General features: G+C 37.2%; 11 protein-coding genes. 4 read left to right on the top strand and 7 right to left on the bottom strand.

The window, feature by feature from the left end:
* Positions 1-2: 2 nt before the first annotated feature.
* The 6 genes from K345_RS0115300 to K345_RS22515 form a co-directional block, all read right to left on the bottom strand.
* Positions 3-1,913, bottom strand: coding sequence for an AMP-dependent synthetase/ligase (locus K345_RS0115300; RefSeq protein ID WP_028974918.1), 1,911 nt, complete (start codon positions 1,911-1,913; stop codon positions 3-5).
* Positions 1,914-2,038: 125 nt separating this feature from the next.
* Positions 2,039-2,851, bottom strand: a complete 813-nt coding sequence (locus K345_RS0115305; RefSeq protein ID WP_028974919.1) for an ABC transporter ATP-binding protein — start codon at positions 2,849-2,851, stop codon at positions 2,039-2,041.
* Complete coding sequence (locus K345_RS0115310) at positions 2,848-3,864, bottom strand: FecCD family ABC transporter permease (protein ID WP_028974920.1); 1,017 nt, start codon at positions 3,862-3,864, stop codon at positions 2,848-2,850. The genes K345_RS0115305 and K345_RS0115310 overlap by 4 nt, the downstream gene beginning before the upstream one ends.
* Complete coding sequence (locus K345_RS21340; RefSeq protein WP_053228366.1) at positions 3,861-4,865, bottom strand: FecCD family ABC transporter permease; 1,005 nt, start codon at positions 4,863-4,865, stop codon at positions 3,861-3,863. The genes K345_RS0115310 and K345_RS21340 overlap by 4 nt, the downstream gene beginning before the upstream one ends.
* A 12-nt stretch (positions 4,866-4,877) precedes the next feature.
* Positions 4,878-5,804 (bottom strand): ABC transporter substrate-binding protein, encoded by a 927-nt coding sequence (locus K345_RS0115320; protein WP_028974921.1) that lies wholly within the window; start codon positions 5,802-5,804, stop codon positions 4,878-4,880.
* 76 nt (positions 5,805-5,880) lie between these two features.
* On the bottom strand, positions 5,881-6,684 hold the full coding sequence (locus K345_RS22515; protein WP_028974922.1) for a helix-turn-helix transcriptional regulator: 804 nt from the start codon (positions 6,682-6,684) through the stop codon (positions 5,881-5,883).
* Positions 6,685-7,046: 362 nt separating this feature from the next.
* Here K345_RS22515 and K345_RS21350 point away from each other — a divergent pair, with 362 nt between their 5' ends.
* From K345_RS21350 to pncA, 4 genes are all read left to right on the top strand, one after another.
* Positions 7,047-8,789 (top strand): proline--tRNA ligase, encoded by a 1,743-nt coding sequence (locus tag K345_RS21350; protein ID WP_037572783.1) that lies wholly within the window; start codon positions 7,047-7,049, stop codon positions 8,787-8,789.
* Between the two features lie 149 nt (positions 8,790-8,938).
* A complete protein-coding gene (locus K345_RS0115335) occupies positions 8,939-9,628 on the top strand; it encodes an NUDIX hydrolase (RefSeq protein ID WP_028974923.1) in 690 nt (229 codons plus the stop codon).
* Between the two features lie 2 nt (positions 9,629-9,630).
* Positions 9,631-10,812: a nicotinate phosphoribosyltransferase gene (pncB, locus tag K345_RS0115340; protein WP_211227903.1), complete on the top strand. Its 1,182-nt coding sequence runs from the start codon at positions 9,631-9,633 to the stop codon at positions 10,810-10,812.
* On the top strand, positions 10,812-11,399 hold the full coding sequence (pncA, locus tag K345_RS0115345) for a bifunctional nicotinamidase/pyrazinamidase (protein WP_028974925.1): 588 nt from the start codon (positions 10,812-10,814) through the stop codon (positions 11,397-11,399). Before pncB ends, pncA begins: the two co-directional genes overlap by 1 nt.
* On the opposite strand, the gene K345_RS22520 is transcribed toward pncA, so the two are convergent.
* Positions 11,400-13,484, bottom strand: a complete 2,085-nt coding sequence (locus K345_RS22520; protein WP_211227904.1) for a sensor histidine kinase — start codon at positions 13,482-13,484, stop codon at positions 11,400-11,402. It abuts the gene before it with no gap.
* Between the last annotated feature and the right edge of the window lie 12 nt (positions 13,485-13,496).

Below are 13,496 nucleotides of genomic sequence, written 5' to 3' on the forward strand. Positions count from 1 at the left end.
TTCTAGTGAAATAATTCCCTTATTTCTTTTTTGTATATTTTATCCACTTCATGGCGACGTACTTTTAAGCTTGCAGTCATTTCTTTACCCACTTCAAATTCTCCAGGTAATAGTTTGAATCTAAAGATTCTTTCAAATGCTTTAAAACCAGCCTTAGGACCCACTAAACTTTGTATGATATCATGGTAGAATTCTTCTATTGCCGGTGTTGATACTAGTTCTTCCTTTTCTATAAAGGTAATATTTTTCTCAGTACCAATCTTTTCCAGGTTCTCAAAGTTGGGAACAATAAGGGCTCCTAGGAATTTTTGGTCCTGTCCTACGATTACTGCTGTATCAATATATTCTGATTCGCACAACTTGTTCTCAATTGGTTCGGGTTCAATATTTTCACCACCCATGAGTACTATTGTATCTTTCTCTCTTCCTCTAATGGCTAACTCTCCGTCTAATGTACAAATAGCCAAATCCCCCGTATTAAGCCATCCCTCTTTCAAAACAGCTTCTGTAGCTTCGGGTCTCTTATAGTATCCCCTCATGACTTGAGGACTTTTTACGTGTAAGACCCCTTTCTTTCCAGGGGGTAAGGGGGTGCCTTCTTTATCCAAAATTCTAAATTCTACATCAGGTAATATAGGTCCAATAGTATGGGGGACAGGCATTTTTTGCTTACGAACAGATAAAACAGGGCCTGTTTCTGTTAAACCATAACCTTCGAGAACGGGTATTCCCACAGATCTAAAAAAGTTATCCACATGAGGAGGTAATGCCCCACCCCCAGAGATACCTGCTTTAAAGCTTTTCCCTAATAAACGTTTTAAATTTCCAAAAACTAATAAGTCACCTAGTAATTTTAGAGGAGTGAAAAATACCATAGGTAAGAAAGCAATGATAGAATCATAGATACGGAATTTCTTATGAAATTGTGGTGTCCACCCTCTAAACTGGGTGTAGTAGTGGTTATGTAATCCACCAATGGTAACAAAAAAAACAAATAGTCCCCTCTTTATAGGACTAGAGTTTTTAACTTTACGATAAGCAGATGATCTTATCGATTCCCAAATACGGGGAACAGAGGGGAACCACATGGGGTTAGTTTTTTTCATATCTGCTAATAATATTTTACCAATAGGTTTTGAGTAGGCAATTGATCCCCCATTCAAGGTAATGATGTATTCAACCGCTCTTTCAAAACAATGCCATATGGGCAGAACGGATAACATTACGTCTCCCAGTTCCACATCTAAATAGTTCCCCTGTATCCTATCCACCTGAAAGATAAAGCTGTTATGATGAAGCATTACCCCTTTAGGTTCTCCTGTAGTCCCTGATGTATAAATAATGGTTGCAAGATCTTCACCTGATCCCTTTTCAACTTCTGATTCCCAAACTTTAGGATTCTTTTCTAGTATTTCCTTTCCTCTGTTTAATAACTCTTCATAGGATACTAAATAAATATTATCTGGACAGCTGTCTTTGGGAAAGGTTGATTCAAATACAATTATTGTCTTCAACAAGGGCAGGTCAGTGATGGAGGTCAGTATCTTTTGTAACTGTGTTTTATTTTCTACAAAACAGACAGAACAATCAGCGTGTTTTAGAATAAAGGACATCTCTGTTGCAGTGGAATCACTACCACGTGGGACATTAGACGCCCCCAGACCTAATACAGCCATATCTGCTATATACCATTCTGCCCTATTATCACTCATCACTCCAATATTCTCACCTCTATTGACACCTAAGTCTAATAAAGCAGCTCCCAGTGCGGAAGCTTTATCCCAAACCTGGCTAACTGTCTCTGTTTGGAATTCGCTGGTACTGTCTTTCGTCAGTAAAAGGGGATTTTCGGGAGTACTATCCAATATTGTTTTTAAACGTTTAACTACGGTATCTGTTCCATTAATGCTCATTAAATCTATCCTAGTCGTTATTTTAACCTATGTTTCACAAGTATAGGGGGATTTTCTAACAAAGAAAAGGAATCTCCTTTTCTGAGGTGTAATTATTAATACGTTTAGAGTATAATGTAAAGATTTTACCTATAAGATATTAGTTTCTCATTACCCGACTTTACACGGTAATAGGATAGGACTACCGGTTTGTTACTTTGTGGATCTTCAATGATTTGGGCTTCAACCTGGAAAATCTTTCTAAGATAATCAGTGGTAACAACCTGATGGGGTGTTCCTTGGCATAAGATTTGTCCTGATTTCATTCCTATAAGATAATCTGAGAAACGGGCTGCCAAATTTAGATCATGTAATACCATGACGATTGTTGTTTTTTCTGTTTCATTTAATATTTGAAGCAATTCAAGTATTTCTAATTGATAAGACATATCCAGATAAGTTGTTGGTTCATCCAGTAAAATAATAGAACTCTGTTGGGCTAATGCCATACCTATCCAAGCTCTTTGTCTTTGACCTCCAGATAGATTGTCTACTTCCTTATGTCTTATATCTTCCAGTTCTGTTGCCTTTAGTGCCCAATCGATCTGCCTGTAATCCTCATGCTTTAACTTTCCCCAAGCTTTTTGATGGGGAAAGCGTCCATAGCTTACGAGCTCTTCAACTGTAATTCCCTCAGGGGTTGAAGGGGATTGAGGCAGAATGGCCATTTGTTGTGCCAGTATATTTGTTGGCATATCATGAATGTTTTGTCCATCAAGGAAAATCATCCCTTTTTGGATAGAAAGAATTCGCCCTATACTTTTAAGTAAAGTTGATTTACCACACCCATTTGGTCCTACAATGGTAGTTATTTTTTTTTCAGGTATAAAAATAGATAAATCCTCCAATATAGGCGTTTTGCCATAACTGGCTGTTATTTGCTCAACTTTAATATTCATAGATTTTTTTTCCTTCCCTTTAGCATTAATAGAATGAAGTAGGGGGCTCCAATTATGGAAACCATAATCCCTGCTGGAATTTCACTGGGAGATATAATGGTTCGACCTATCGTATCAGCGATAAGGACAAAGAGAGCTCCTAATAAGGCACTTGATGGAATAAGAATAGCATGACGGGTCCCAAATAAACGACGTGCCATATGAGGACCCATTAATCCTATAAAACTAATACTACCAGTGAAGGCCACAGACACAGCTGCCAAAGCAATACTGAGAAATAGTAGGATTGCCTTTTCTTTTTTTAGGGCTAAGCCCAAACCTAAGGCTGTATCATCGCCAGTAGCCAATATATCAAGATGTTTTCTTTTAAAAAAAAGAGTCACCACACAGACAGCTATCCAGGGAAGCATAGCTTTCACATAATTCCAATTAGAAGACCAAATACTGCCTGCTTGCCAGCGAGCGAGAAATTCATGTTGGGAATCATCGAATCCTATAACAATGAGTGACATGAGAGCAAAGATTCCCGCTTGAATAGCCACTCCATTTAAAATTAACCTAATCGGGTGAAGACCCCTATCGCCATTCTTTGATAGGAGATAGATAGCGAAGCCAGATAAGGCCCCTCCAAATAAAGCAAAGAAAGGAAGGGCATATATTGAGGTTACATTCATAGTTCCTCCTAACGCAATGGAAAGGACAACTATCAACCCTGCACCAGCATTTATTCCCAACAGTCCAGGGCCAGACAGAGGATTCTGAGTGATACCTTGTAAAATGAGACCTGATAAAGCCAATCCCATTCCTGTCATTAAGGCAATAACAATTCTAGGTAGTCTGAAATCCAGTAGAATTAAGTTATATTTAGGTTCTCCCTGAAACAAGAATACTTTTATGATTTCCAGAATGGGAATGGGGGTAAAACCAGTGTTGATACTAATGCCTGTTGTGAGCGCTAGTATCATGAATATTAAGGGTATACCTAAGCAAGTTTTTCTCTTTATATGATTCATCTTCTGCGTTCTCTTCTGGCAAAATATAAGAAGGCAGGGACTCCAATAAGAGATATTAATGTTCCTATGGGGATATCAGATTGAGAAAAGAAAAAACGTGCTGCTAAGTCAGCACTTACCAGTAGAATAGCGCCAAATAATCCTGTAAGTGGTAGTAATTGCCTAAAGTCAGACCCTACTATTTTTCTGGCAATATGTGGTACTATTATTCCAACGAAGGATACGACACCTGCTAAGGCAGTTGATATTCCTGATAGAATAACCACAATAAGAATACTTATAAAACGTAGTCTACTTGTATGTATACCAAGACTTTTTGCTGTCTCTTCTCCTAATGCCAATAAGGTTAAATGTTTGGTGAGAGCTAAGCTAAGGAGCGCTGCACCTAATAAAAAAGGCGCTCCTAATTGTAATTGTCTTCCCTTTGTTGAACTAACTGATCCCATGGTCCAGAAAGAAAGGTTTTGACTTACTTCACCATAGAGAGCGATTCCTTGACTTAAAGCAGTTAACAGAGTTGTAATCGCAGCTCCTGCTAATATAAGTTTTAAGGGGCTCTTTCCTCCTGGAATGGCGTAGCTTATTCCAAATACTATTAAAGCGGCCCCTGCAGAGCCCACAAAAGAGAATAGCAATCGTGCTCCATAGCTTAGCTGAGGAAGAAAAACCATACTTACTGCTACCGCAAACCCTCCACCAGCACTCAATCCCATTAACCCAGAATCTGCTAAGGGATTACCGGTCACTCCCTGCATAATAGCACCCGCCATGGCAAGGGACATCCCTATTAGAGCTGCCGTTAACGTTCTGGCCAGGCGTAATTCTCTAACCATGAGATGATCCATATTATCAGGTTCAAATTGCCAGAAGGCAGAATATATTTGATGGAGACTTATAGGGGCTGCCCCCTGTGTTAGAGACAAAAACATAATGAATATGAGAAGAGGCAGTCCAAGACACAGTAATGTTCTGGTAACTGCCTTTGCATTATTTAGAGACATCTTTTGTGTGCTTTACTGAAGCTTATCAATTATAAAATTAACAGTATATTCAGTGGATAAGGGACTAATCGAATGGCCAGGTCCTTTAATGACAAATACATGATTTTCTTTAGCTGCTGTTAAGTTTTGCCATACGGGATTGGAACGTAATTCTTCAAACACAGATTCATTTCCAGCAAATACATTAACGAATAAGAAGTCAGGGTTCATCTGTGCCAGTTTTTCCAAAGGAAGACTCTCATAGTCTTTGCTTATAGTGAAACCTTCTGGTGTTAGTAATCCTAATCCTGTCGTCTCATCATAAATATCTGATCTGTATGTGTAGAACAATCTATCTAAGCCCATCATTGATATCAACATGACTGTTTTATCTTCGTATTTGTTTATAAAACTACTTCTTGCTTCTGACAGTGTGCTATCCACTACAGCTATGGCTTCTTCCGCTTTCTCTGGTTCTCCTATGGCCTGAGCTACTTCTCTCAAGCTTAATCTCCAATCAAATCTGGTTTCTGGACCAAAGACGACAACAGGGGCTATTTTGCTTAGATTCGTTACATCTACATCACTAATATCATAAACTTGGTCCATTATCAGATCAGGCCTAAGTTCTACAACAGACTCAAGATTGACTTCCCTATCTCCAACGTCTACTATTCCTTCCATATCATGTGTTTTAAAGGGGGGCCATGTTTCGATATACCAATTCGCATTACTGGCTCCAACAGGTTTCACCTCTAGCATTGTAAGTGCTTCCCAAAGTGGGAGGTAGGTTACTACAATATCAGTGGGCTTATTGTTTAGTTCTACTTCTCTTCCTACTGCATCAACATAGTGATAGCTGTTTGAGGAAGGTGATTTATCTTTTTGTCCTCCAGCGAAGACATAACTGCTTCCCATACATAATAGGATAGTTGAAAAAGTTATCAAATTCTTAATCATTATTTCCTCCATGTTCATTGTGCTTAACAGCTGCACAATATGGTATTAACAAATAGTAATTTATATGGATTTTTTACTAAGAAGCGGCGTACTGTTTGGGGGACTGTCCTACATACTTTTTAAAGGCCCGACTAAAGTACAGGGCATCATCGTAGCCCACTTTGTTTGATACCTCATTTATTCGGTATCCACCTCTACGAATGAGTTGTTTGGCTAGATTAAGACGGGATTCCATAATGTATTGCTTTGGACTCATCCCTACTTCTTTTTTGAATTGGTAGCTGAAAGATTTTGAACTCATATGGAACTTATCAGCAAGTGACTCAATAGTTAGTTTCTTGTGAAAGTTCTTATCAATATAATTTTTAATAGTGCACACTGATTCATCTGCATCTGAATAGAGGAAAATGGTTTCAATGAGCTGAAAGAACAAAGACTTCATACCCAAGGTAAGGAACTGATCATTTTTTCTGCTTAATGACCACATATCAATGGCTATATTCGATATGAGATCATGTTGGGTGGGAGTAATAGCCACAGAATAGTGTTTTCGTATCAGTGAATCTCTTAGTCTGCATTTTTCATTTCCACATTCATAATGAAGAAGTATATATTCCCATTTACTATTACCCAGTACTTCTTTACTAAGGGACATAGAGCCTCCGGCATGGAGTACCATATTAGGATTGAGTATATACTCTGAATCATCAATTTTGTAGCGGGCCTGCCCCGATAAAGGAATAACAAAACCGCAAAGGCCTGATACAGTCTTAACTCCTTCACTTTTTCTACCTGATTCTATGGAATAGCGACTAATGTCCTTTATCGATATATTAGCAGAACCATATTGGTTAATAATTGTATGATAGTTATATTTCATATCATTTACAATTTTAGTCAGGTTTATTGCATTTTAGCAATATGTTAATGGGAGTTAAGAGATGGGATTTCTAACAAAACATAATCTTCCTTAGAGATCTATAACTTTGTATAAAAACAGATACACAAGAGGATATATCAGATTGATGTTTGTTCACAGGGAAGGGGATCAATCCTTAAGAGCAGTAATAACTTTTGTCAAGAATTTACCTTTAACAGTGTTCAAGACCTTTTTTTCTTAATATTTCCAAAGGGAATCGTTCTTTATCCTATAAGATTAAGAACTCTGCTTCACCAATATAAACTTTTTCGTTTATACTGATGGCCAATTTATCAACATACAATTATGAGGAGAATAGACTAATGAGAATGTCTAAAATGGTGGGACAACGAATCAAAGAAACTCCCAGGGATGCCTCAACGGCAAGCCATATATACTTAATTCGAGGTGGTTATGTAAGACCAGTTTCTGCCGGAATCTATTCTCTATTACCATTAGCTAAAAGAATAACAACTAAGATTGAAAAGATCATTCGTGAAGAAATGAATAAAATAGAAGGACAAGAGGTATTAATGCCTGTTGTCCTACCTCAGGAATTATGGGAAGAGTCGGGCAGAGCACAAACGGTAGGTCCAGAATTATTAAAATTTAAAGATAGAAATGGGAAAGATATGTTGTTAGGGATGACTCATGAGGAAGCCATCTGTCACTTAACAAGAACAGAGCTTACTAGCTATAAACAATTACCAGTGATGCTTTATCAAATCCAGACCAAATATCGTGATGAAGCTAGACCAAGAGCCGGGCTTATACGAGTACGGGAATTTACAATGAAAGATGGATATTCCTTTCATGTTAACCAAGAAGATTTACAACAGTATTACACAAAAGCTCATGATGCGTATGAAAATATATATCATAGAATGGGAATGCCTAATGTTGTCTCTATAGAATCAGATTCTGGAATGATGGGGGGATCCATTAGTCATGAGTTCATGGCTTTGGCTGATTGTGGTGAGGATACTCTCTTTATATCTCCTGATGGTAGTTATAAGGCCAATAGGGAAGTAGCTTATAGCAAGCTGAATTATAAGAAAGAAGCTCTCCTTCCTATAGAAAAAGTTCACACTCCCGGAACAAAGACGATAGATGATTTAGCACAGTTTTTGAATATTGATGCCAGTGATACTTGTAAAGCTGTATTCTATCGTGATAGTTCTGGATCGTTGGTGTTTGTTAATATTCGAGGAGATCTCGAGGTGAACGAAGCCAAACTCAAAAAAGCTCTTCAAAGCCCTGAATTAAGCTTTGCAACAGATGAAGAGATTCTTGCTATTGGCGCAGTTCCGGGATATGCCTCCTTATACAATATAGACAAGAGTAAGTGCCGGATTGTCCTTGATTACTCAGCTGCTGAGAGTACAAATCTCGTAGTAGGGGCCAACGAGACTGATTATCATTTAAAGAATTTTAATTATACAAGAGACAGTGGCTGCAGTGATGTTGCCATTGTTACTGATATAGCTACAGTCAGAGAAGGGGATCCTTGTCCTTTAACGGGGGAACCTTTGCTATTGAGACGAGGAATCGAAGTTGGAAATATTTTCCAATTAGGTACTAAATATTCAGAACCTATGAAGGTCAACTATCTGGACCAGAATGGTAAAAGTCATCCTATGGTAATGGGGTGTTATGGGATTGGTGTAGGACGTTCAATGGCTTCTGTTATTGAACAGTCCCATGATGATTATGGTCCTATTTGGCCAATGTCCATAGCCCCTTTTCAAGTCCATATATGTGCTCTTAACATCAAAAAGGATGGTATTAGAGAGGCTGCTGAAAAACTTTATCAAGATCTTTTAAGTAAGGGAATAGAAGTTCTCTATGATGATCGTGGAGAAAAAGCAGGCTTTATGTTCAATGATGCTGACTTAATTGGAGTTCCTTTACGTGTTGTCATATCTCCTAAAACTTTAGAGGAGAATCAAATCGAATTTAAAACGCGTGATGGGAAAGTTAATGAGAGAGTGTCTTTGGATGATGTTTTGACTCGTATAGTAAGTGAAATAGATGTAAGAATGCAAGAATTGGAAGCTATTCACTAATTATTTGTATAATATAAATATAAGAAGCATTCCTGTGATGACTAATAATCAGAGGAGTGCTTTTTTTTTAGAATAATTAACTCCTCTAGTTGACATAGTGTTTCATTAACACTAAGGTTAGTGTCATTGATACACTATCGGAGGTTGAAATGGCTTTTACCTATAAATATCCAAGACTAGCTTTAACTGTTGATTGTGTTGTCTTTGGTTTAGATCATTCGGAGTTAAAGATATTGCTTATAGAAAGAGGTTCTACTCCTTTTAAAGGTCAATGGGCTCTCCCTGGTGGTTTTGTGAATATGGATGAGACTCTTGAACAAGCAGCATTACGAGAGCTGGAAGAAGAGACTGGTATGAATAATCTTTTTTTAGAACAGCTTTATACTTTCAGTGAAGTCGAAAGAGATCCTAGAGATCGGGTTGTTTCCGTCGCTTTTTATGCCTTAGTGAATATTAATGAACATGATTTAAAAGCGGCATCTGATGCTCGTAATTCTTGTTGGTATTCTCTGAAGGATCATCCCCCTCTCGCCTTCGACCATGAGCTTATACTAGATACGGCTCTTAGTCGATTGAAAGGAAAAGTTAGATACCAGCCTATTGGGTTCGAACTCTTACCTCCCTTGTTTACTTTGCGTCAGCTTCAAACCCTCTATGAGACTATTCTTGAAGTATCAATGGATAAAAGAAACTTTCGCAGGAAGATACTCAGTATGAATTTGCTTGAAGAGACAGATCAGTTTGAACAGGATGTGTCTTATAGGGCTGCCAAGTTATACCGTTTTCATAAAGAACATTATGATAATTTGATAAAATCCGGATTTAATTTTGAGGTATGAATATGACTAATTGTTTGATTAAGAGCTTATTAGATAATGACTTATATAAGTTTACCATGCAACAGGCTGTGCATGCGCTTTATCCAAGGGCGGAAGTAAAATATGTATTTATCAATAGAGCCAATACAAAGTTTCCCATCGGTTTTGATCTTCGTTTGAAGGAAGAGATAAAGAAGATGGAAGAGCTATCTTTGAGTGAGGAAGAATATCTGTATTTAAAAGATACTTGCTATTTTCTTACTCCTGTATATCTAGAGTTCTTGAAGTACTATCGTTATAACTCAGAAGAAGTTCACGTTAGCATTGATGAGGGGGAGCTCAAAATCTCTATTGAAGGTCCATGGTTTAGGACTATCCTCTGGGAAGTTCCTCTTATGGCTTTAGTCAGTGAACTATATTTTAGTATCACAGAGCCTGATTTATTCTCACTCAAAGAACAACATTCAAGAAACATAGAGAAATCGATACGTTTACGAGACGTTGGCGCTCAATTTGTTGATTTTGGGACAAGGCGGCGTTTTTCTGCTGATAATCATGAACAAGTATTAAGGGATATTATATCTGTTCCCCACCATACATTTCAAGGAACAAGTAATGTGCTATTTGCCAAGGAATTAGGGGTAAAGCCTATAGGTACTCATGCTCATGAATGGTTTATGTACCATGCTGCTCAAAATGGATATAGATTGGCTAATAAAACAGCTCTTGATGCCTGGACTCAAGCTTATCAGGGGAGTCTTGGGATAGCCTTAACGGATACCTATACATCAGATTTTTTCCTTAATAGTTTCGACTCTGTTAAATCTAGATTATTTGATGGTGTACGACACGATTCTGGTGATCCTATTGAATTCACAGAAAAAATGTTAGCCCATTATAAAAAACATCACATTGATCCCACTACGAGAACAATTGTATTTTCAGATGGTTTGGATACAGACGAGGTTATTCGTATAAAGGATTACTGTGCAGGCAAAATAAGACCGTCTTTTGGTATTGGAACCCATTTAACAAATGATGTAGGTCCTAAATCTTTGAATATGGTTATTAAACTATCAAAATGTCGTCAAGATGATCAGTCCCAATGGATACCAGTGGTAAAATTATCAGATAGTCCAGGAAAACATACGGGTCCAAAAGAAGAAATAGATCTGTGTATAAGAACGATAACAAGGAGTGTATAATGAAGGCTTTAATAATAGTTGACATACAAAATGACTTCTGTCCAGGCGGTGCCTTAGCTGTTAAAGAAGGGGATAGCATAATTGAAGGAGTCAATTCTATTGCTAAGGAGTACGATCTCGTTATTACAACCCAGGATTGGCATCCTTCTAATCATGGTTCCTTTGCTTCACAGCATGAAGGGGCAAAGCCCTATGATATGGGTACCTTATCAGGTCGTCCTCAGGTTATGTGGCCAGATCATTGTGTCCAAGGCACCAAAGGTGCTCAATTCCACCCACAGCTCAATGTCAAGGCTGTGAATTTTATAAAAGGAACTAATCCTAAAGCAGATAGTTATTCAGGATTCTTTGATGACGACGGCGCTTCAACTGGACTAGATGAATACTTAAAAGAAGAGGATATTACTGAAGTAGAAATATGCGGATTGGCTACAGACTATTGTGTCAAATACACTGCATTAGATGCGCTTAAATGTGGATATAAAACTTCAGTGTTATCACAGCTAACAAAAGGTGTTAATCAGTCTCCTCAGGATAGCCAGTTAAGTCTTAAAGAACTAGAACAAGCAGGTATTACAATAAGATAATTACTGTATAGGGAGCCAAATTTTTATACTGGCTCCCCCTAGTACAGAAGGAACTACTTCAATGGTTCCATGATGATGCTTTATGATATTAAAAGACACATTTAGTCCTAGACCAGTCCCCTCTCCAGGAGATTTTGTTGTAAAGAAAGGATCAAAGACTTTTGCTTTATTTTCTTCTGGAATGCCATTTCCATTATCACTAATAATACAGATAACCCCCTCTCCCTCAACTCCTGTTTCAATGAGGATGTTTCCATCATTAGTATTCAAACGCTGTATTGCTTGAAGGGAATTGATAATGATATTAAGGAGAACTTGTTCAATTTGATTGGCAATACAACTAATAAGAGGAAGAGCCGTTTCTTTAAATACTATCTTACTGATTACCTTTGATTCTGCTTTTGCCAGACGAATTGTTTGTCCTATGATTTCATTAAGGTTCTCTTTTTTGAAATCCCTACTATCTCCGGATCTGGAGAAACTCTTCATATCTTCCACAATGTTATGTATCTTTTGTATACCACTATGATTATCATTGAGCATTTCTTCTATTTCGTTGAACAAATCAATACGTTCCTGATTCAGCATATTATGATCCTGAAATAAGTCCTTGATGATATTTAGATCTTTTTGAAGAGCTCTCTGATTGCTTTTGATATACCCAATGGGATTATTTATTTCATGTGCCATTCCTGATGCCAGTAATCCGATACTGGCTAGTTTGTCCCTTTGCATCATCTGATCTCTAAGATTATTTATCTCCCTTTGATTTTTTATAATAGGTGTAATATCTCTAAGGATTAGTAACATTCCTGTCTTTTGGTAATGCTCTCTATTTATTGGTAACCACCGTATTTCAACAAGTAGTTCTTCTTCCTCATCATTGTTAAAATTTAGTTGTCCAATCCGTCCGGCTGTTAATTCCTCATAGGAAAGATTGCCTTCCAGGTACTGGCGAAGAGGGTGAGAAGATTGTAACTGATTTAGTTTGATACAGTTGTTTAATTGAAGTCCAATAATATCTTCCTTATGTTTTTTATTAAGTAGTTGTATGGCTGTATTATTAATATAAGACACCTGATTATAGCGATCGAGAGTCATAATCCCTTCATCCAAACTAATCAGAATTGAGTCTATTTCATCCTTTTGATGTTCAATGGTGGATAAGCCTTTCTGTATCGTTTCCATCATTGTATTAATACCGAGAGATAAACGATCGAATACGTCTTTATTGAAAGTGATGTCAAATTGAACACTAAGATCTCCTCGACCAATAAGTTCTACCTTCTGTCGTATGGAGTTAATTCTCCGGTTCACATATTTTAGCTCAACAGTATCTCGCTCAATAGTTTCAATCATATTTTTTATGGAAAGGGTCAGAGAACCTACTTCGTCATTGGATGGACTAGGAAAGGTAGATAATTCCTTTTTTTCTGTATAACTACGAGCAATATTATCTAACTTTGATAATGGTAAGATCACTCGTAAACGGGAAAAGAGGTAAAGGAATAGTATAAATATAACGGATAAAGCTAGAACAATACGACTATAGATTAGTAATAAACGATATCGAGACCAAGTCGTACCATAGGAACTCAGGATCTCTTCATACTCCTCAGATATGGTTTTATCGATTAATTTGTCTTTTAATATATAATAGGAACTGGAGGATTCTAATAGAATCTTATAAGTTTCTAATGCTTCTTTTTGGTGCCCTTGTGAATGTAATTGGATAATGCCATCTATCTGATTATTAAATAAGTTCTTATAGATCAGAAGGTTTTTATAATTATCATACTCTTCTTGTTCTTCTCTCTCTGACTGACTATGATCTTTTTCTTCGTCTATAAGGTTCAGTAAGGTGACAACCGCTTTGTCCAGGATTTCTCGCTGTTCCAGTATTTTATCTATTGAGTCCAGATCTAATATATAAGTAGATAGATATATGAGTTGATCTGCAGTTGCTGTTTTGATTCTTTCCCATTGATCCATTTGATAATAATCAAGTTTAGCTTTCCCTTGAGTTGCTGTGTTGATGGATATTACAGAGGATAATATTGTTAAGAGACTAATAATGATGACCATCATCAAACAGAA

Source organism: Spirochaeta cellobiosiphila DSM 17781, from assembly GCF_000426705.1.
GTDB classification, from domain to species: Bacteria; Spirochaetota; Spirochaetia; order DSM-17781; family DSM-17781; genus Spirochaeta_E; species Spirochaeta_E cellobiosiphila.